Annotated in this window: 17 protein-coding genes; 13 read left to right on the top strand and 4 right to left on the bottom strand. The window is 72.3% G+C overall.

The window, feature by feature from the left end; translation table 11 throughout:
- Positions 1-40: 40 nt before the first annotated feature.
- Complete coding sequence (locus CLT68_RS10815; protein ID WP_099850557.1) at positions 41-1,093, bottom strand: hypothetical protein; 1,053 nt, start codon at positions 1,091-1,093, stop codon at positions 41-43.
- Between the two features lie 71 nt (positions 1,094-1,164).
- Here CLT68_RS10815 and CLT68_RS10820 point away from each other — a divergent pair, with 71 nt between their 5' ends.
- The gene (locus CLT68_RS10820) at positions 1,165-2,205 is read left to right on the top strand and encodes a S66 family peptidase (protein ID WP_099850559.1); all 1,041 of its coding nucleotides are present in this window, start codon (positions 1,165-1,167) and stop codon (positions 2,203-2,205) included.
- A gap of 54 nt (positions 2,206-2,259) precedes the next feature.
- On the opposite strand, the gene CLT68_RS10825 is transcribed toward CLT68_RS10820, so the two are convergent.
- A complete protein-coding gene (locus CLT68_RS10825) occupies positions 2,260-3,174 on the bottom strand; it encodes a cyclase family protein (RefSeq protein WP_099850561.1) in 915 nt (304 codons plus the stop codon).
- A 646-nt stretch (positions 3,175-3,820) separates the two neighbouring features.
- On the opposite strand from CLT68_RS10825, the gene mfd reads away from it, so the two are divergent.
- The 4 genes from mfd (at position 3,821) to CLT68_RS10845 (ending at position 11,137) form a co-directional block, all read left to right on the top strand.
- Entirely contained in the window at positions 3,821-7,480 is a 3,660-nt protein-coding gene (mfd, locus tag CLT68_RS10830; RefSeq protein WP_099850563.1) for a transcription-repair coupling factor, read from the top strand.
- 76 nt (positions 7,481-7,556) lie between these two features.
- Complete coding sequence (locus tag CLT68_RS10835; RefSeq protein ID WP_143743161.1) at positions 7,557-8,405, top strand: hypothetical protein; 849 nt, start codon at positions 7,557-7,559, stop codon at positions 8,403-8,405.
- Positions 8,406-8,407: 2 nt separating this feature from the next.
- Entirely contained in the window at positions 8,408-9,418 is a 1,011-nt protein-coding gene (locus CLT68_RS10840; RefSeq protein WP_099850567.1) for a nucleoside triphosphate pyrophosphohydrolase, read from the top strand.
- Between the two features lie 99 nt (positions 9,419-9,517).
- Entirely contained in the window at positions 9,518-11,137 is a 1,620-nt protein-coding gene (locus tag CLT68_RS10845) for a DUF885 domain-containing protein (protein ID WP_099857012.1), read from the top strand.
- 135 nt (positions 11,138-11,272) lie between these two features.
- Here the strand turns inward: CLT68_RS10845 and CLT68_RS10850 are convergent, their stop codons facing one another.
- Positions 11,273-11,965, bottom strand: coding sequence for a hypothetical protein (locus CLT68_RS10850; protein WP_099850569.1), 693 nt, complete (start codon positions 11,963-11,965; stop codon positions 11,273-11,275).
- A gap of 213 nt (positions 11,966-12,178) precedes the next feature.
- On the opposite strand from CLT68_RS10850, the gene eno reads away from it, so the two are divergent.
- From eno to CLT68_RS10870, 4 genes are read left to right on the top strand one after another with little or no spacing between them, the layout of a single operon-like run.
- Complete coding sequence (gene eno, locus CLT68_RS10855; protein ID WP_088946234.1) at positions 12,179-13,462, top strand: phosphopyruvate hydratase; 1,284 nt, start codon at positions 12,179-12,181, stop codon at positions 13,460-13,462.
- 32 nt (positions 13,463-13,494) lie between these two features.
- Positions 13,495-14,133, top strand: coding sequence for an FtsB family cell division protein (locus tag CLT68_RS10860; RefSeq protein WP_099857014.1), 639 nt, complete (start codon positions 13,495-13,497; stop codon positions 14,131-14,133).
- Between the two features lie 28 nt (positions 14,134-14,161).
- Positions 14,162-14,719: a DUF501 domain-containing protein gene (locus tag CLT68_RS10865; protein WP_088946235.1), complete on the top strand. Its 558-nt coding sequence runs from the start codon at positions 14,162-14,164 to the stop codon at positions 14,717-14,719.
- Entirely contained in the window at positions 14,716-15,252 is a 537-nt protein-coding gene (locus CLT68_RS10870) for an amino-acid N-acetyltransferase (protein ID WP_099850571.1), read from the top strand. The genes CLT68_RS10865 and CLT68_RS10870 overlap by 4 nt, the downstream gene beginning before the upstream one ends.
- 1 nt (position 15,253) lies before the next feature.
- Here the strand turns inward: CLT68_RS10870 and CLT68_RS10875 are convergent, their stop codons facing one another.
- Entirely contained in the window at positions 15,254-16,144 is an 891-nt protein-coding gene (locus CLT68_RS10875) for a CE1 family esterase (RefSeq protein ID WP_486482133.1), read from the bottom strand.
- Between the two features lie 98 nt (positions 16,145-16,242).
- Here CLT68_RS10875 and CLT68_RS10880 point away from each other — a divergent pair, with 98 nt between their 5' ends.
- From CLT68_RS10880 to CLT68_RS10895, 4 genes are all read left to right on the top strand, one after another.
- Complete coding sequence (locus tag CLT68_RS10880; RefSeq protein ID WP_099850573.1) at positions 16,243-17,283, top strand: winged helix-turn-helix transcriptional regulator; 1,041 nt, start codon at positions 16,243-16,245, stop codon at positions 17,281-17,283.
- Positions 17,284-17,305: 22 nt separating this feature from the next.
- Positions 17,306-18,238: a Ppx/GppA phosphatase family protein gene (locus CLT68_RS10885; protein WP_099850576.1), complete on the top strand. Its 933-nt coding sequence runs from the start codon at positions 17,306-17,308 to the stop codon at positions 18,236-18,238.
- A 160-nt stretch (positions 18,239-18,398) separates the two neighbouring features.
- Entirely contained in the window at positions 18,399-18,731 is a 333-nt protein-coding gene (locus tag CLT68_RS10890) for a PadR family transcriptional regulator (RefSeq protein WP_074316865.1), read from the top strand.
- Positions 18,728-19,753, top strand: coding sequence for an HAAS signaling domain-containing protein (locus CLT68_RS10895; RefSeq protein WP_099850578.1), 1,026 nt, complete (start codon positions 18,728-18,730; stop codon positions 19,751-19,753). The genes CLT68_RS10890 and CLT68_RS10895 overlap by 4 nt, the downstream gene beginning before the upstream one ends.
- Positions 19,754-19,828 lie beyond the last annotated feature (75 nt).

Below are 19,828 nucleotides of genomic sequence, written 5' to 3' on the forward strand. Positions count from 1 at the left end.
GCGATCCAGTGCCCCTGGAACGGTGTTTTCGGACGTGATCTCAACCACCGTCGCCGGCGGGAGCGGGGCCGGGGCGGGTCGGGCCGGAGTCGGAGGTGACGGCCCGGCGACCGCGGACGAGGCTCGCGCCGAGCAGACCCAGCCCGCCGAGCACCGCCCAGAGCGCGAGGGCGAAGGCCGGCCAGCCGGCCGATCGCCAGTCGAAGTAGACCGCCGCCTTGCTCAGGTCGTTGGCGAGGCCGGGGATGTTCCACCGGTGCATGCCGCGCAGCACGCCGGGCAGGAACTCGGGCGCGTAGATGCCGCCGGAGCCGGGGTTGCCGAGCACCACCAGAAGCAGGATGACCAGCGCGGTGCCCGCGACGCCGAGCCAGCCCTGGACGGCGCTGGCGAACATCGCGGCGGCGAAGACGGCCAGCGCGCCGATCGCAGCGATCGTCGGTACGTCGTGGTGCCAGATGTCCAGCACCGGTCCGACCACGACCGCGCCGGCGATGCCGAGCAGCACGCTGTAGACGGCCAGGGCGGCGATGCGCAGCCCGGCCCGCCGCACCGTACGTGGGGTGGTGCCGGCGGATATCCCGAGCACGGTCGAGGCCAGGTAGCCGCCGAGCACGTAGCCGACGTTCAGGTAGAAGGGCACCACCCCGCGCGGGTCGGCCGAGGTGACCGGCACCTCGTCGACGACCTGTAGCGGGGTGCCGCTGCGGGTGGTGGCGGTGGTGAGCACCTCCTTGATCGCGCTGGTGGCGGAGGGGCCGGAGGCGCTCGCGATGGTGAGGAGCAGGCCGTTGTCGGGGCCGGTGCTGAGCACGGCGTACACCGCGCGGCTGAGCAGCCCGTGCTCGGCGGCGCTCGCGTCGTCGTACCCGACGGATGTGATGATGTTGGTCTGGCCGCGCACGGCGTCGAGCGTCGCCTGGGCGCGCTGGTCGCCGATGGCGACGCCGACCGGCAGGTCGCGGGGTGTGGGCTGATGCAGTGCGCCGACGTAGGCCGCGATGAACGCGGTGGCGAGCACCAGGGTGCCGAGAAGCAACCCGATGCTGCGCGGCGCCCAGTCCCGGTCTCGGCCCTGCGATGCGGTGTCCACGTTGTGAGCCTATGGCCGGTTTTGTAATCCGCAGGGCGGAAACCGGGTGGCCGGACCGTTAGCGTTCGATCATGGTGTCGCTGAAATACCCGCCCAAACCCCGGCCTGGCGACCGGGTCGCGGTCGTCTCACCCTCCGCCGGCCTGCCAGCCGTCTTCCCCCACGTGTACGAGTTGGGGCTTCGCCGGCTGCGCGAGGAACTCGGCCTGGAGCCGGTGGAGTATCCGACCACCCGGGTCCTGGGGGCCGACCCGCGCGACCGGGCCCGCGACCTGACCGCAGCCTTCGCCGACCCGAGCATCACCGCGGTGCTCGCCACTGTCGGCGGCGACGACCTGATCACGGTCACCCCGCACCTCGACAATGACGTGCTGCGGGCCAACCCCAAGCCCTACTTCGGCTACTCCGACAACACCAACGTGCTCAACCACCTCTACCGGCTGGGCATCGTCGCCTACCACGGTGGGTCGGTGCTGGTGCATCTCGGCCGGCCCGGCTCGCCGCACCCGCTGACCTTCGCCTCGCTGCGCGCGGCCCTGTTCACCACCGACTGGTACGAGTTGACGCCCGCCCATGACTGGGGGGACCGGCCGAACCCGTGGACCGAGCCGGAGACGCTGGCCCACGAGCCGGAGATGCTGCCCGGCGCGGGTTGGCGCTGGCAGGGCCCGCAGCGGGAGGTGCGGGGGCGCACCTGGGGCGGCAACCTGGAGATCCTGCACTGGTTGCTGGCCACCGACCGGGTGCCCACCGCCGCCGAGCTGGACGGGTCAGTGCTTCTCGTCGAAACCTCCGAGGAGATGCCCGGCGCACAGGAGGTGTTCCGGATCGTGCGGAACATGGGGGAGCGGGGCCTGCTCGCCGCCTTCCCGGCCATCGTCGTCGGTCGCCCCAAGGCCTGGGACTTCAACAAGCCCCTGTCGGTGCCGGAACGGCAGGCGTGGGGCGATGCCCAGCGGGAGGCGATCACCCGCGCGCTCGCGCCGTACAACCCGGACGCGGTGGTGGTCTTCGACGTCGACCTCGGCCACACCGACCCGCAGTTGATCATCCCGTACGGCGGGGAGATCCGGGTGGACGCCGTGGCGCGCAGGATCTCGGTGCGCTACTGACCGGCCGACCGCGCGTTGCCGCCGCCGCGGGTGGCGTCAGCGCCGCGGGTGGCGTCAGGGGTTGACGACGGCGAAGGCCCGGACCGGGAAGGTGCCCATGCCGGCCACCCTCGGTGGGGCCGCGGTGAACCGGAACCCCGTCGGGGGCAGCGCGTCCAGGCCGGTCAGGTGCTCCACGATCGGGATGCCGGCGGCGAGCAGCGCGCTGTGCGCGGGGCGCTGACCTCCGGCCGCCGGGCTCATGTCGTCGATGTTGATCGAGTCGATGCCGACCAGGGTCGCGCCCGCGTCAACCAGCGCCTGGGCGGCGTCCCCGGTCAGGTACGGCGCCTCCGGCGCGCCGTACCGCTCGGTGCCGAAGTGCGCATCCCACCCGGTGTGCAGCAGGACCGCGCGCCCGGCCACCTCGTACGGGGCCAGCATCAACCGGTCCACGGCCCGAACGCCGGCCGGCACCCGGACCACCACCCCGGGCAGGTCGGCGAGGCTGTCCAGCGACACCCCGGTCAGGTCATCGCCGCCCGCCCAGCGATGGGCGGGAGTGTCCACGTACGTGCCGGTGTTGGCGATCAGGTCGATCCGCGCCACGTGGAACTCGGTGCCCGCCGCGTACCGCTCGCGGGATGCCGCGAACGTCAGCCAGTCGGTGATCCGCGGCCCCGGCCAGCCCGGCAGGGTGATCATCCCGTCGCTGATCACGTGGCTCAGCTCGACCAGCCTGCGGGCGGGCGCCGGCCGGTCAACGGCAACGCCCCGGCCGCCCTTGTGCGGTTCTTCGATGATCGTCTTCGCGCTGATCCGCACCTCGGCGACCATCAGCAACCCAAGGTGCCGGACGAACAACGCCGCCAGGTCGTCGTCGCTGATCTCCTGACCGGGGACGTCCAGCCGGAACCCCTCGGTGCGCAGCCCGCCGCCGTTGGCGAAGCTCACCTCCGCGTCGAACTGTGCCCGCCACTGCTCATCCACCCCGAAACCCGACCATGTCAGAAGGCCGCCGGTCAAGATCTATCTCCCGTTTCCGACCGCCTCGGGCTGCCGGGTTCGGGGTCCCGCCCCAAGATCCGCACAACATCAGGGAAAGTGCTGCCTCCCGCGCCCCGGAAGCAGCAACTTGCCCGAAGTTGCGTGGATCTTGGGGTGGTTCACGGGCCCGCGCGGGCGTGGCGCGGACCTGGGCTGAGGGTGCGCGGCGCGGGGTGCGAGCCGTGGGGGTGTGGGGCGTGGCGCGGGCCTGGGTTGAGGGTGCGCGGCGCGGGGTGCGCGGCGCGGGGGTGCGGGTCGTGGGGTGCGCGGCGCGGGGTGCGGGTCGTGGGGTGCGCGGCGCGGGGGTGCGGGTCGTGGGGGTGCGGGTCGTGGGGGTGCGGGTCGTGGGGGTGCGGGTCGTGGGGCTGTGGGGCGCTGACCTGGGCGAAGCGGCGTGCGCGGGCTTGGGTGCGGGGCGTGGACCTGGGCCGAGGGGGTGCGCGGGCGGGGTGCCGCGCGCCGCGCGGCGTGGACCTGAGCGGAAGGGGGTGTGTGTCGGTGGACGGGGATAGGCTTGTCGTCGTGCACCCCCCGTCCGGCTGGACGAGGGGCCGCCGTCGTGTGCGTCGACTCCCCGGGAAGGATTCCCTTGCTCACCGGTCTGTTCTCCGCCGCCCTGGCCGACCCCGGGCTGACCCGGGCGCGTGACCTGGCGCGCTCCGGTGCCGCCCAGGTCGACGGCCTCGACATCACCGCCCCTGCGGCGTTGCGCCCGTTCGCGGTCGCTGCGGTCGCGGCCGACCCCGACGGCACCGGGGGTGGGGCCGGGCGACCCGTGCTCGCGGTGACCGCCACCAGCCGGGAGGCCGACGACCTGGCCGCCGCGCTGGGTGGGTTGCTGCCGGCGGAACAGGTGGTGGTCTTCCCCTCCTGGGAGACGCTGCCGCACGAGCGGCTGTCGCCACGCTCGGACACGGTGGGCCGACGGCTGGCCGTGCTGCGCCGGTTGGCGCACCCGGAGGCTGCCGACGCGCACGGGAGCACCGGGCCTCTGCGGGTGGTCGTGGCTCCGGTCCGTTCTCTGCTCCAACCGCAGCTCAAGGGGCTCGGCGATCTGGAGCCGGTGCAGCTCGCCGCCGGTGAGGAGGCCGACCTGGAGGAGGTCGCCCGCCGGCTGATCGACATGGCGTACGCCCGGGTCGACCTGGTCACCAAGCGCGGCGAGTTCGCCGTGCGCGGCGGCATCCTGGACGTCTTCCCGCCCACCGACGAGCACCCGTCCCGGGTCGAGTTCTGGGGCGACGAGGTGGAGGAGATCCGCACCTTCGCCGTCGCCGACCAGCGGACCATCGAGCAGGTTCCGCTGCTGTGGGCACCGCCCTGCCGGGAGCTGCTGCTGACCCCGGAGGTCCGTGACCGGGCCGCCGCGCTGGCCGAGCAGCACCCCGAGTTGGCGGAGATCCTCGACAAGCTGGCCGAGGGCATCCCGGTGGAGGGGATGGAGTCGCTGGCGCCGGTGCTGGTCGGTCCCGACTCGCTGGAGCTGCTTCTGGACGCGATGCCGTCCGGCACCCACGTGCTGCTCTGCGACCCGGAGCGCATCCGCACCCGGGCGCACGACCTGGTGCGTACCTCGGAGGAGTTTCTCCAGGCCAGCTGGGCCGCTGCTGCGGTCGGCGGCCAGGCCCCGGTGGACGTCGGCGCCGCCGCCTTCCGCACTCTCGGCGAGGTGCGCGCCACAGCCGGCAAACTCGGCCAGCCGTGGTGGACGCTGTCCCCGTTCGGTCTCGTCGAGGCGGAGACCGCGACCGAGACGCGGCAGCCCTGGGAGGACGCGCCGGAACAGGCCGCGGTCACCCCGGACGACGCCATCGCGGTGACCCTCGCCGCCCAGCCTGCCCCGCTCTACCACGGCGAGACCAGCCGGGTGGTCGACGACCTCAAACGCTGGGCCGGCGAGGGCTGGTCGATCGCGCTGGTCTTCGAAGGCCACGGCCCCGCCCAGCGGGCGGTGGAGGTGCTGCGCGACGCCGGGCTGGGCGCCCGGTTGACCGAGGAGGTGCCGACCGCGCCGGTCGCCGGTGAGCTGGTGGTCACCTGCGGTGCGCTGAGCAGCGGGTTCGTCGACGAGGCGTCCCGTTTCGTGCTGTTGACCGGCAACGACGTGACCGGCGGTCGGGGCACCTCGACGCGGGACATGCGCAAGATGCCGAGCCGGCGGCGCAACACCATCGACCCGCTGGAGCTGAAGGCCGGCGACCACGTCGTGCACGAGCAGCACGGCATCGGCCGCTACGTCGAGCTGGTGCAGCGCACCGTCAACGGGGCCAGCCGCGAATACCTGGTGATCGAGTACGCGGCCAGCAAGCGTGGTCAGCCCGGCGACCGCCTGTTCGTCCCCACGGACCAGCTCGACCAGCTCTCCCGTTACGTGGGCGGCGAGCAGCCGACGTTGCACAAGATGGGCGGCTCGGACTGGCAGAAGTCCAAGGCCCGGGCCCGTAAGGCGGTGCGGGAGATCGCCGCGCAGCTCATCCAGCTCTACGCAGCCCGCAAGGCGTCCAAGGGCCACTCGTTCGGCCCGGACACCCCCTGGCAGCGGGAGTTGGAGGACGCCTTCCCCTGGCAGGAGACGCCGGACCAGCTCGCCGCGATCGACGAGGTCAAGCGGGACATGGAGCAGACCGTCCCGATGGACCGGCTGATCTGCGGCGACGTCGGCTACGGCAAGACCGAGATCGCGGTCCGGGCGGCGTTCAAGGCCGTGCAGGACGGCAAGCAGGTGGCGGTGCTGGTGCCGACCACGCTGCTGGTGCAGCAGCACTACAACACGTTCGCCGAGCGGATGAGCCAGTTCCCGGTGGAGATCCGGCAGCTGTCGAGGTTCCAGACCCCGAAGGAGACCGAGCGGACGCTGGAGATGGTCGCCGACGGCACCGTCGACATCGTCATCGGCACCCACCGGCTGCTCCAGACCGCGACCCGGTTCAAGCAGTTGGGCCTGGTGGTCGTCGACGAGGAGCAGCGCTTCGGTGTCGAGCACAAGGAGCACCTGAAGACGCTGCGCGCGTCGGTCGACGTGCTGAGCATGTCGGCCACCCCGATCCCGCGCACCCTGGAGATGGCGATCACCGGCATCCGGGAGATGTCCACCATCGCCACCCCACCGGAGGAGCGGCACCCGGTGCTCACCTTCGTCGGCGCGCAGGACGACCGGCAGGTGGCGGCGTCCATCCACCGCGAGCTGCTCCGCGACGGGCAGGTCTTCTACCTGCACAACCGGGTCGAGTCGATCGACCGGGCGGCGCGGCGACTGCGGGAGCTGGTGCCCGAGGCGCGGGTCGCGGTGGCGCACGGCCAGATGGGTGAGGATGCTCTGGAGAAGGTCATGGTCGGCTTCTGGGAGAAGGAGTTCGACGTCCTGGTCTGCACCACGATCGTGGAGTCGGGCATCGACATCCCCAACGCCAACACGCTGATCGTGGAGCGGGCCGACCTGCTCGGCCTGGCCCAGCTGCACCAGATTCGCGGCCGGGTCGGCCGGGGCCGGGAGCGGGCGTACGCCTACTTCCTCTACCCACCGGAGAAGCCGCTCACCGAGCACGCCCACGAGCGGCTGGCGACCATCGCGCAGCACACCGAGCTGGGCGCCGGCATGTACGTGGCGATGAAGGACCTGGAGATCCGGGGCGCCGGCAACCTGCTCGGCGGTGAGCAGTCCGGGCACATCGAGGGCGTCGGCTTCGACCTGTACGTGCGGATGGTCGGCGAGGCGGTCTCCGCGTTCAAGGGTGAGCGGTCGGAGGACGAGCCCGACGTCAAGATCGACCTGCCGATCGACGCGCACCTGCCGCACGACTACGTGAGCGTGGAGCGGCTGCGCCTGGAGATGTACCGCAAGCTCGCCGAGGCGCGGGACGAGGAGCGGCTGACCGAGGTGGTCGCCGAGATGACCGACCGGTACGGCGAGCCGCCGGCCCCGGTGCAGAACCTGGTGGAGGTGGCCCGGTTCCGCCTCCTGGCCCGCCGGTACGGCCTCACCGACGTGTCGATGCAGGGCAAGCACGTGCGGTTCGGCCCGTTGCCGTTGCCGGATTCGAAGCAGATGCGGCTCAAGCGCTACCACCCGGACGCCGTCTACAAGCAGGCCACCGACCAGGTCAGCGTGCCTCGGCCGAGCACCCGTCGGATCGGCGGGGAGCCGCTGCGTGACCAGGCGCTGTTGCAGTGGTGCGCGCAGTTGCTCTCCGATGTGCTCGGTGCCCCCGCCCCGCTCGCCGTCCCGGCCGGGTCAGGTGCGGCCGGGTGACGCGCCGCGGTGAACTGGAAGCTCGGTGAGGTGGGGGCCGTCACAGCACGGGAGAGGGCATGAGAGAGTGGCGGGCATGCGTGCTCGCCGTGTGATCGCCGCCGCCAGCGTCGCGGCCCTGGGTGTCCTCTCCCTCGCTGCCTGCGGTAAGTCCGCACCGGGGGTCGCCGCGTACGTCGGTGACACCACCTATTCGGTGCAACGGGTCGACGAGATCCACGCCGAGGCCCAGGCGAAGTACGAGACGACCGCCCGGGCGGCGTTCCAGCAGCAGAACGGGCCGTCCGCGTCTCCCTCGCCGGAGATGCTCCGGATCGACGCGACCCCACAGGACATGCTCAACCTGCTCGTCGGCATCGACCTGGCCAAGCGGATCGTCGCGGAGAAGAAGATCCCGGTCCAGGACCAGCTCAAAGCCGACGAGTTGGGCAAGAGTTTCGGAGCTCCTGGCTCCGAGTACGCGAAGCTCGCCGCTGACTGGTACAACCTCTTCCTCGCCCTCCAGGCGGGTCTGCCGCCGGCCGAGCTGACCGACGAGCTGCGGTCGGTCGTCTACGCCAAGATGGTGGAGGGCGAGGTGGCCCCGGCCGGCTGGACGGTCGAGCAGCAGCGTTCGGCGTTCGCCGATCCGGCCATCGCCCCGCAGGTGGCCGCGGTGGTGGCCCTCAGCGCGGCGTTCGAGGCAGAGGTGGAGCGGGAGGACGTCTCGCTCAACCCGCGCTACTCCGCGCTGGAGATTCCGGCCCTGCTCCAAGTGCCGAACGGGGGCTTCGGCAGGTACAGCCTTCCCTACCTGGAGAAGGCGGGCACCGTCACCGACATCTCCACCCCGGAGCCGCTCCCGTCGGGCGCCAACCCGAGCGACGACGCAACGGCCCCGAGCGACGCGGCCACGCCCCCGAGCGACGAGGGCACGGCCAGCTGAGCATGTCGGCACGGATCGTCCTCCTGGTCACCTCACCCCGGTTGCCCGCCGGCCTGCTGACCTCCGCGGCCTGGGATGTCGTACGCCAGCACCCGGTGTTGACCGGCGCGGAGAGCGAGCTGGTCACGGCCGTGCGCCAGGCGGGCGCCGAGGTCACAGTGGTGGACGGGCCGGCGACGCAGCCGTTGCTGGATGCGGTGGCGACGCACGGCACTGTGGTGTGGCTGGCCGGTCCGGCGGGCGACGAGGCGCTGGCCCGTGAGTTGGGTCTGCGGTTGGCCCGGCAGCCGGGGTTGGCCGAGATGGAGCTGATGTACGGCTCGTGGGATCCGCCGGGCGCCCGACTGCTCGACGCGGTGGCCGTGATGGACCGGCTGGCCTCGCCGGGTGGCGACCCGTGGAAACGCGCGCAGACGCACCGCAGCCTCGCCGGTTATCTGCTGGAGGAGAGCTACGAGGCGTACGACGCGATCAGCGCCGACGACACCGACGCGCTCCGCGAGGAGTTGGGTGACGTCCTGTTGCAGGTGGTGCTGCACGCGCGGCTCGCCGAGGAGTTGCCCGAGGACGAGCGGTGGACCATCGACGACGTGGCCGGTGGCCTGGTCGACAAGATGATCCGGCGCAATCCGCACGTCTTCGCGGGTGCCGAGGCGGGCACTCTGGAGGACATCACCGAGAACTGGGAGCGGATCAAGCGCGCTGAGAAGGCACGCGACTCGGTGCTGGACGGCGTGGCCCTGAGCCAGCCCGCCCTGGCCCTGGCCGCGCAGATCCTGAAGCGCGCCGCCCGCAGGGGCATCGAGGTCCCACCGCCGTTGGCCGACACCCAGGTGGATGCCGAAGCAAGGTTGGGCGCGAGCCTCCTGGCCACTGTAGCGGCGGCCCGCGAGGCGGGCATCGACCCGGAAGCGGCCCTGCGCCGCGCCACCCTGGCCTACGCAGAGGCCATCCGAACCGCCGAAACCCCACCCGCCGAAACCCCCACCCCCGAGCTCCCAGACCCGCGTTGATCATGAAGTTGTTGCCACGACACGCCGAGGTCGACGGCAATAACTTCATGATCGACGTAACAGGTGGCAGTGGGTGGGCCGGTCGGTAGGGTGGGCCGGGTGGAGGCGTTTGGGGTACTAGCTGAGCGGGTTGTCGAGGCACTGCTGGAGTCACGGCCGGGGGTTGCCACCGCTGCCGGGGACCACCGGTTCGACGACCGGCTGCCGGACCTGTCCGTCGACGCGCTGGCCGCCGACCGGGCGATGCTCTCCGACGCGGCCAACGCCCTGTCCGAACTGGACCCGGACTCGCTCGACGTGGAAGAGCAGGTCGACCACGCTCTGCTCAGCTCATTCGTGGACCGGGAGCTGTTCGAGCTGACCGAGATCCGGTCGCACGAGTGGGATCCGCTGCGCCACAACCCCGGCGCGCTCCTGCACCCGCTGCTGGCCCGCCCGTATGCCCCGGCGGAGGTGCGGCTGACCCAGCTGGCCGGCCGGCTCGCCGCCGTACCGGACGCCCTCGCCACCGCCCGCGCGACGCTGCGGGACATGCCGCGGATCCACGCGGAGACGGCGGTCGGCCAGTTCGCCGGCACGGCCGCGCTGATCCGCGACGAGCTGCCGCCGCTGCTCGCCCAGGCCCCGAGCGCCCTCGACCGGGTCGAGCCGGCGGCCACGGCGGCGATCGCCGCGCTGGAGGAGTTCGTCGCGTGGCTGCGCGCCGGCCTGGCCGCCGACGCCGGCCCGGGGCGGGACCCGCGGCTGGGCCGCCGCCGCTGGGAGGCCCGACTCTGGCACACCCTCGACACCGAGCTGGGCGCCGCCGAGATCCAGCGCCGTGCCTGGGCCAACCTGGACCGGGTCACCGCGGAGATCCGCGAGGCGGCCGTCGAGCTGGTCGGCGGCCCGGCCGACGACGCGGCCGTCCGCCGGGCGCTGGACGTGCTCGCCGCCGAGCACCCGGACGACGCGACGATCGTCGACCTGGCCGGGGTGACCCTGGACGAGGCGACCGACTTCGTCCGCGCGCACGACCTGGTCACCCTGGTCGACGACCGGTGCGTGATCCAGGAGATGCCGGAGTTCGCCAGGGGTGTCGCGGTGGCCTACTGCGACGCGCCCGGCCCGCTGGAGACCGCGGCCGTGCCCACCTTCTACTGCATCGCGCCCACCCCGTCGGACTGGCCGGCGCAGCGGGTGGAGTCGTTCTACCGCGAGTACAACGACCACATGATCCGCAACCTGACCGTGCACGAGGCGATGCCGGGGCACTTCCTCCAGCTCGCCCACGCCCGCCGCTACGTCGGTGGCACCCGCGTCCGGGCGCTGGCCGAGTCCGGCCCGTTCATCGAGGGCTGGGCGGTCTACACCGAGGAGCTGATGGCCGGCCTCGGCTACGGAGGCCTGCCGGTGCGGTTGCAGCAGCTCAAGATGCAGCTCCGGATGACCATCAACGCCCTGCTCGACCAGTTGGTGCACGCCGACGACCTGCCCGAGGCCGAGGCGATGGCGTTGATGACCGGGCGCGGCTTCCAGGAGGAGGGCGAGGCGGCCGGCAAGTGGCGCCGGTCGTTGCTCACCTCCACCCAGCTCTCCACCTACTTCGTCGGGTACAGCGAGATGGCCGAGATCGCCGCCGCCCGCCCGGACGGCGTGTCGGTGCGCGACTGGCACGACGCGATGCTCGCCCACGACTGCCCGCCCCCGCGCCACCTGCGCACCCTGCTCGGGGTCTGAGCAACCCCGTCGCCCGCGCCGGTCACCGTGTCCCGCCTCAAGATCCGCACAACTTCTCGGATGTTGCTGCCTCCAGCGCCCCGGAGGCAGCAACTTCCCCGAACTTGTGCGGATCTTGAGAGCTGCGCACCGCGGTCACGATCCGCCTGGGCGGCGGTCCACGACGCCGGCGCCGGCCGGCGGGTCGAACGCGTCCTTGTCCACGGTCACGGAGTAGCGGCTCAGCGCCAGCTCCATCGGCTTGCCGTCGACGGGTCCGGTGAAGCTGCCCAGCACGCCCTCGGTGGTCACGCAGGCGGTGAAGTCGCCGGACGAGCCCTGCACCTCGACGCAGGCGGCGTGGTGCCCGGCGACGGTGGTGTCGCTCTGCTTGATGACCGCCTGCGGGTCGAGCGCGGCGGCGGTCAGCATCCCGATCACCACCGGCGGCGTGACCAGGCCCTGCTGGTTGGCCTCACCGAAGAGGGTCACTGTGGGTTTGCTGCCCGGGGTGGGCGGGGCGACAAGCGTGCACTGCGGGCGGGCGCCGGTCGTCGTACACCGGGTGACGGCCTCGGGGGTGACGGTGAGTCGCCCGCCGGGGTAGGTGTACGCGGAGCGTGCCGGGTCCTGTGCCTGCACGATCGCGGCGCTCTGGCCGCCGGGCAGCTGGTAGTCGGCCGAGTAGGTCAACTCCAGCGCCCGGTCGAGGCGGACGGCGAGGTCGTTGACGAGTTCCGAGCGACCCATGGCGACTCCGGCGTCCTCGAATGTCTGACAGCCGGTGACTGTGAGCGACGCGATGACCGACACGGCGAGCATGCGGAGGGTGGTCGAGGCGGCGGGCATGGCGACCAGCCTGGTGGATCCGGTCCGCGCAGCGCAAACCCGTTGCCGGTTGACGCCCGGAAATCCGGGAATGTCCGTCAGTGCGCGGCGACTCGGGTGCGCGGGCGACGCCGTGCCCGTTCGCGCCGCCCGATACGCTGCGTTCAACACCTGCCTCAGCCGCACCGTCGCGGCCCACCCACGGACCGGATCACAACAACGAGGAGCGACTCAGTGGCAACCATCGAGGGAATCGTCGCCCGGGAGATTCTCGACTCGCGGGGCAACCCGACGGTCGAGGTCGAGGTCGGCCTGGACGACGGCACGGTGGCCCGCGCGGCCGTGCCCTCCGGCGCCTCCACCGGCGCCTTCGAGGCGATCGAGCTGCGCGACGGTGACGCCGACCGCTACCAGGGCAAGGGCGTGGAGAAGGCGGTCTCCAACGTCGAGGACAAGATCGTCGACCAGATCATCGGGTACGAGGCCAGCGAGCAGCGGCTCATCGACCAGAAGATGCTCGACATCGACGGCACCGACAGCAAGTCGGAGCTGGGCGCGAACGCCATCCTCGGGGTTTCCCTCGCGGTGGCGAAGGCCGCTGCCGGCAGCGCCGAGCTGAGCCTCTTCCGTTACCTGGGCGGCCCGAACGCGCACCTCCTGCCGGTGCCGATGATGAACATCCTCAACGGTGGCGCGCACGCCGACTCGAACGTCGACATCCAGGAATTCATGGTCGCCCCGATCGGCGCCCCCACCTTCCGTGAGGCGCTGCGCTCCGGCGCGGAGGTCTACCACGCCCTCAAGTCGGTGCTGAAGAAGAAGGGCCTGTCCACCGGGCTCGGCGACGAGGGCGGCTTCGCCCCGAACCTGCCGACCAACGCGGCGGCCCTGGACCTGATCGCCGAGGCGGTCGAGAAGGCCGGTTACCGGCTGGGCACCGACATCGTGTTCGCGCTCGACGTGGCAGCCACGGAGTTCTTCGACAACGGCACCTACACCTTCGAGGGTTCCGCGAAGTCCGCCGAGGAGATGAGCAACTACTACACCAAGCTGGCCGGTGACTACCCGATCGTGTCGATCGAGGACCCGCTGGCCGAGGACGACTGGAGCGGCTGGCAGACGCTGACCGCCTCGATCGGCGACCGGGTGCAGATCGTCGGCGACGACCTGTTCGTGACCAACCCGCAGCGCATCGCGCGCGGCATCGCGGAGAAGTCGGCGAACGCGGTCCTGGTCAAGGTCAACCAGATCGGCTCGCTGACCGAGACGCTGGACGCGGTGGACCTGGCCCACCGGGCCGGCTTCAAGTGCATGATGAGCCACCGTTCCGGCGAGACCGAGGACACCACCATCGCCGACCTGGCGGTGGCCACCGGCTGCGGCCAGATCAAGACCGGCGCGCCGGCCCGCTCGGACCGCGTCGCGAAGTACAACCAGCTGCTCCGGATCGAGGAGGAGCTGGCCGACGCGGCGCGCTACGCCGGCGCCGGCGCGTTCCCGCGCTACCGTTCGGCCTGAGACGCGCGAAGCCTCGGGGGAGGGGTGTGACGATGCAGCAGCGCCGCACACCGGGTGGTCAGCGTCCCGCCCGCCGACCGGGTCAGTCCGGTCGGCCGGGTGGTGGCCGCGCCACGCGGGGATCGGTCCGGGAGGCCGGCGTACGCGCCGACCCCCGCGCCGCTGGTCGGGCGCCGGGTGCTGCCCGGGGCGCCGAGGGCGTTCGCTCGGCGAATCGTCCGGCCGCCGCTCGGCGTACCGCCGCCGGCGCAGGCGTGAAGCGGCTCGCCGCGCCCCACCCCCGTCGCTTCACCGGCCGGGCCACAGTGCTGTTCGCGGTCCTGATCGCGCTCGCGCTGGCCTACACGTACCCGGTCCGGGTCTACCTGGACCAGCAGGCCGACATCGAGCGGATGGAGGCGGCCCAGGCGGTGCAGGCGGCGGAGATCGCCAAGCTCGAGGCCGAGGCTGCCAACTGGAACGACGACGAGTACATCAAGACGCAGGCTCGGGAGCGGTTCTTCATGGGCGAGCCGGGCGAGAAGATGATGGTGGTGCTGCACGACCCGGAGGGCGCCGCCCGGGACGCCGGGAAGTCGGCCGGTTCGGCCGCCCCGGCGGGGCCGTCGACCTGGTACGACACGCTCTGGTCGAGCGTGCAGGCAGCCGACAGCCAGCAGCCGGGCAAGTGATCCACCGATCGACGCACCAGGAGAGACCGTGACTGTCGTACCACCGTCGGAGCCGGCGGCGGATTCCGTACCTCTGCCGCAGCGGGAGCCGGCCACGGAGGCCGACCTGGCCGCGGTGGCCGCGCAGCTCGGCCGGACGCCCCGGGGCACCCGGGCGGTCGCCCACCGATGCCCGTGCGGCCTCCCGGACGTGGTGGAGACGACCCCCCGCCTCGCCGACGGCACCCCGTTTCCGACGCTTTTCTACCTGACCTGCCCCCGGGCCACCGCGGCGTGCAGCCGGCTGGAGTCGGCGGGGCTGATGAAGGAGATGGCGGACCGGCTGACGACGGACCCAGAGCTGGCCGCGCACTACCGTGCCGCGCACGAGGACTACCTCGCCCGCCGGGAGGCGGTCGGTGAGGTGCCGGAGATCGCCGGAATCTCGGCCGGCGGGATGCCGGGCCGGGTGAAGTGCCTGCACGTGCACCTGGGGCACGCCCTGGGCGCCGGCCCGGGCGTGAACCCGTTCGGCGACGAGACGTTGGCGCTGGTCGAGCCATGGTGGTCGGCCGGTCCGTGCGTGGACGTCCCGGCGGGCGAATGAACGCGCCGACCGAGTCCTCGGCGTCCGAGAGTCAGATCGTGGTGCGGCGGGCCCGCACCGGGGACGTACGGGGCATCCGGCGGCTGGTGGACACCTACACCGACGACCGCCGCCTGCTGAGCAAGGCCACCGTCACCCTCTATGAGGACGTGCAGGAGTTCCGGGTGGCGGTCCGCGCCGACGACGGCGTCGTGGTGGGCTGCGGCGCGCTGCACGTGATGTGGGAGGACCTGGCCGAGATCCGCACGGTCGCTGTGGACCCGTCCTGCCGGGGCCAGCGGATCGGGCACCGGCTGGTGGGGGAGCTGATCGACGCGGCCCGGGAGCTGGGCGTGGCCCGGATCTTCGCGCTCACCTTCGAGACGCGGTTCTTCGGCGCGTTCGGCTTTCAGGAGATCGACGGCGCACCGGTGCCTCGCCAGGTGTACGAGCAGTTGCTGCGCTCGTACGACGAGGGTGTCGCGCAGTTCCTGGACCTGGAGCGGGTCAAGCCGAACACGCTGGGCAACACCCGGATGCTGCTGCGCCTGTAGGTCAGGCCTTGCGGGGGTGCGTCGCGAAGAACTCCCACATCAGGTCGGTGGCCGACAGCCCGGCGGAGGACGCGGCGAGCTGACCGGCTGTCGCCCCCGGCCAACTGTGGCCCATCTCGGGCAGGGTGTAGACGCTGACCTCGCTGCCGTCCGCGCAGCTCGCCACCGTGTGCGTCACACCCGGCACCCCGGCCGCCTTCGGGCTCGGCCGGCAGGAGAGCCGCTGCTGCCAGGTCTGCATGCCGGTCTGGAAGGTCGACGCGTACCGGTCCTGGCCGCCGATGAAGGTGATCACGGAGACGGGGCTCTTCGGCACGTAGCTGTCGGCAGTGGTCAGCTTCCCGCTGTAACCGCCGCTGACCACCCCGATCGCGGCGTACGTGCCGGTGCTCTCCACCGCCGCCCGGAAGCTCATGTCGCCGCCGTTGGAGATGCCGGTGAGGAAGACCTGGTTCGGGTCCGCGTGCCAGGTCCGCACCAGGTGACCGGTGAGAGCGGTGAGGAACCCGACGTCGTCCTGGCTGCCGCAGCAGACCAGCGCGTTGAAGCCTCCGCCCACGCCGTCGGGGTACGCGACCAGCACGTTGTCCTTGTCAGCCTTGGCCTCCAGGCCCGCCAGCTCCCTCATCGCAGAGCCGGTCCCGGGATAGAAGTGCAGCGCGATGACCAGCGCGGACGGCCTGCCCGGGTCGTAGCCGGGCGGTGCGTGCAGCAGGTAGGTGCGCTCGACCCCGTTGTGCGTCAGGGTGAGCTCGTGGTCGCCCGCCGCCGGGCGTTCGGTCGACGCGGAGGGAGCGGCGGTCGGGGCCGACGAGGGTTGCCCCCGCTCACCACAAGCCGCGGCCACGACCATGAGGCAGAGCCCCGTCAACACTGCCACTGTCCGCCGCACGCCGGCCACCCCCCGTCGACCCCGCCGTCCACCCTGGAGGGCGTCGGATTGTGGATCAACCCTTTCGGTCCTGGGCGAAGGACGGCAGGCTGTTTCCCATGCTTCGCCTCCATCTCGGGCCGGCGGATCTCTGCCGGGTGCGGTTCGGTGCCCGGCTGCACCCGGTCGGCACCGCTCTGCTGGCCGGCCAGTGGCTGCGGGATCCGACGGTGGCAGCGATGGCCCCGACGCTGGCCGAGCGGGCGGCAGCGCTGGAGAGCACAGGAGCCGCCCAGGCCGCCACCGCGGTTCTGCGGCACCTGCTGCCGGCACGGGGGCGCCTGCCGGACTTCGTCACCCCCTTCGCCGGTGTGGAGTCGGTCGCCGCCGGTCTGGAGGCGATTCAGGCGACCCCGCCACGACGGGTACGCGCCGAGGTCGGCGCGGCGTACGCGGACGTGGCCGCCACCCCGCTGCGGCGGCGGTTCGCCGCAGCCGACCCGGAGATGCTCGACCTGTTCGGCGGGGCCGTCCGCACCTGGTTCGACGCCGTCCTCGCGCCGCACTGGCCCGATCTGGTGTCCGCGTACCGCCAGCAGGTGACCTGCGCCAGTCAACGGCTGGCGCAGCACGGCCTGGCCAGCCTCTTCGCGGGCCTGCACCCGGCCATCCGGTGGCGGGAGCCGGTGCTGGAGGTGCGGACGTGGTGGGACGGCGAACTGCCCGGCACCGGCCACGGGCTCATCCTGCTGCCCTCCCCGCTGGCCGGCCCCCGGCCCCGGGTGCTGGTCGAGCCGGATCGCCCGATCCTGCTCGTCTACCCGGCGCTGATGCCTCCGCGCGGGGCCACCGCCGAGGGCGATCCCCTCGGCCGGTTGCTCGGCGCCACCCGGGCGCTGGTCCTGCGCCAACTCGCGGCCGACGGCGGGATGACCACCACGGTGCTGGCGCGGGCCGTCGGGATCAGCCTCTCCTCAGCCTCGGAGCACGCCACCGCGCTGCGGGCCACCGGCCTGGTGGCCAGCGAGCGGGACGGCGGGTCCGTGCGACACCACCTGACGGCGCTCGGCGCGAACCTGCTGCGAGGGCTGCCGGGCGACTCGTCCGAGGCGGGTCCGTCGGCCGCCCAGGCAGCCGGGTGGCCGCCCGCCCTGCCGTAAGGTTGCTGCCGTGACGACGCGAGTGGCGGCCATCGACTGCGGGACCAACTCGATCCGACTGCTGGTCGCCGACCTGCCCGGGGAGTCGGCCGGGCCGCAGGCGCCGCTGGTCGACCTGACCCGCCGGATGGAGATCGTCCGGCTCGGCCAGGGTGTGGACCGCACCGGTCGTCTGGCACCGGAGGCGATCGAACGGACCCGGGTGGCGCTCGCGTCGTACGCCGCCGACATCGAGAAGTTGGGCGCCGAGCGGGTCCGCATGTGTGCCACCTCCGCCTCCCGCGACGCCGCCAACGCCGCCGACTTCACCGAGATGGTGCAGCGCACCCTCGGCGTCGCGCCCGAGGTGGTCACCGGCGACGAGGAGGCCCGACTGTCGTTCACCGGCGCGGTGCGCGGGCTCCCGGCCGACGCGAAGGCGCCGTTCCTGGTCGTCGACATCGGCGGAGGCTCCACCGAGTTCGTGGTCGGTGACCGGGCCGCCGGCGTGCGCGCGGCCATCTCGGTGGACATCGGCTGCGTCCGGATGACCGAGCGGCACCTGCCCGGTGACCCGCCGACGTCCGAGCAGGTCGCGGCCGCTCAGGCCGACATCGCGGCCGCCGTCGACCGGGCGCTCGCCGTGGTGCCCGGCCGCGAGGCGGCAACCCTGGTCGGTCTCGCCGGGTCGGTCACCACAGTGGTTGCCCTCGCGCAGGGCCTGCGGGAGTACGAGCCAGAGCGCATCCACCACGCCCGGGTGTCGTACGAGGCGGTCGCCCAGGTGACCGCGGACCTGCTGAGTCAGACCCGTGAGCAGCGGTTGGCGAACCCGGTGATGCACCCGGGCCGGGCCGACGTGATCGGCGCCGGCGCGCTGGTGCTTCGCGTGATCATGGAGCGGGCCGGGATGCCGTCGGTGGTCGCCTCCGAGCACGACATCCTCGACGGCATCGCCTGGAGCCTGGCCATTTGATCGACTCGGTTTCCTGAAAGTCGCGGTGTCCCAGCAGGGCGGATACCCCGATTTCCAGTAAGTCGAGTCGATCAAGGTTTCGGTAGGGCCGCGCCCCCTCGCCTGCGTGTCGGGGCGGAATCGTTGACGCTACTGCGCATTGCGCACTAGTCTGCAATGCGTGGACACCACACAGTTGCTGAAGGGCGTGCTCGATCTGGCCGTCCTGGCCGTGCTCCGAGAGGAGGACGGCTACGGTTACGACATTCTGCGCCGGTTGCGCGAGGCCGGCCTGGAGGAGGTCGGCGACGCCTCGGTCTACGGGACGCTGCGCCGCCTCTTCGCCGCCGGCCTGCTCACCACGTACGTCGTGCCGAGCGAATCCGGGCCGCACCGCAAGTACTACTCACTCAACGCCGCGGGGCGTGACCAGTTGACCCGCTCCGGCAAGCTCTGGCGCTCGTTCGCCACCACTATGGACAGTCTGCTCGACGATCGGGGGATGGCGGCATGACCGTCATGGAGCAGGAGATCACCGACTACGTGGCGCGGGTCCGGGCCGCTCTGGCCGACCTGCCACCCACCCAACGCGACGAGCTGACCGAGGATCTCGCCGACCACCTCACCGAGGTTGCGGCCGAGGCGGAGGGCACTCTCGTCGAGCGGCTGGGCGAGCCCGAGACGTACGCTGCCGAGCTGCGCGCCGCGGCCGGCGCCGCCGCCGGGGGCGGTGGGCGGAATCTCGACCAGCGGGTCGCCGCCGCGCTGGTCGGGGTCCGCAGCCGCCTGCGCACTGTCGACACCCGTCTGGGCCCACCCCTGGGGTACGAGACGGCGAGCGACTTCCTCCGGTTGTTGCGCCCGGGCTGGTGGGTGCTGCGTGGCTACCTGGCGGCGATGCTGGTCACGGTCATCTCCACCGGCGGCAACTATTACAACCTGTTGCCCCGGTTCGGTGGAGAGCTGCTCGCAGGCCTGATCATGCTGGTCGGCTTCGTGCTCGCCTCCATCTGGATTGGCCGCCGCTCCGCCCGGCTGACCCGCTGGCCACGTTCGGCGGTGCAGGTGGGCAGCGCGGTGCTGGTGGTCTTCGCGTTGGCCGCACTGGTCAACACCGAGGACCGGCTCGGCCGTGACTACTACTACGACCAGACCTCGGTCGACAGCCAGTACGGCCAGATCCGGGACGTCTTCGTCTACGACAGCGAGGGCCGGCTGGTGGAGAACGCCCGGCTCTTCGACCAGAACGGCAATCCGATCCGGCTGGGCTACCCGGACTGTGGTGGCCGCATCGACGAGTACGGCAACCCGCTGCTGCGGCCGTACCCGTACTGCCCGGAGCAGGCGCCGTTCGGACCCCGGGCCCCGGGCGCGCCCCTCGCTCCCACGCCGCCCACCACCACGCCGGACCCGAGCAGCACACCCGGTCCGACCGGGACGCCGACGGCGACCGGAACGCCCACCGGCCAGCCCACGGCCGGCAGCACCGTGACGCCGAGCGACGCACCGACTCCGACTCCGACTCCGACGAGCTGAGTCGCGGTGTGAACTGGATCATGCTGCCGAAGCTGGGAAATAACTGAACGGACGAGGCGAGCGGGACGGCACCGT

This window comes from Micromonospora sp. CNZ299 (assembly GCF_002754415.1).

Coding starts and splice junctions, on each gene's coding strand:
- CLT68_RS10835 (WP_143743161.1), top strand. CDS start 7,557: ATGCGTGCTCGCCGTGTGATCGCCGCCGCCAGCGTCGCGGCCCTGGGT.
- CLT68_RS10895 (WP_099850578.1), top strand. CDS start 18,728: ATGACCGTCATGGAGCAGGAGATCACCGACTACGTGGCGCGGGTCCGG.
- CLT68_RS10870 (WP_099850571.1), top strand. CDS start 14,716: ATGAACGCGCCGACCGAGTCCTCGGCGTCCGAGAGTCAGATCGTGGTG.
- CLT68_RS10860 (WP_099857014.1), top strand. CDS start 13,495: ATGCAGCAGCGCCGCACACCGGGTGGTCAGCGTCCCGCCCGCCGACCG.
- CLT68_RS10850 (WP_099850569.1), bottom strand. CDS start 11,965: ATGCCCGCCGCCTCGACCACCCTCCGCATGCTCGCCGTGTCGGTCATC.
- CLT68_RS10880 (WP_099850573.1), top strand. CDS start 16,243: ATGCTTCGCCTCCATCTCGGGCCGGCGGATCTCTGCCGGGTGCGGTTC.
- CLT68_RS10840 (WP_099850567.1), top strand. CDS start 8,408: ATGTCGGCACGGATCGTCCTCCTGGTCACCTCACCCCGGTTGCCCGCC.
- CLT68_RS10820 (WP_099850559.1), top strand. CDS start 1,165: ATGGTGTCGCTGAAATACCCGCCCAAACCCCGGCCTGGCGACCGGGTC.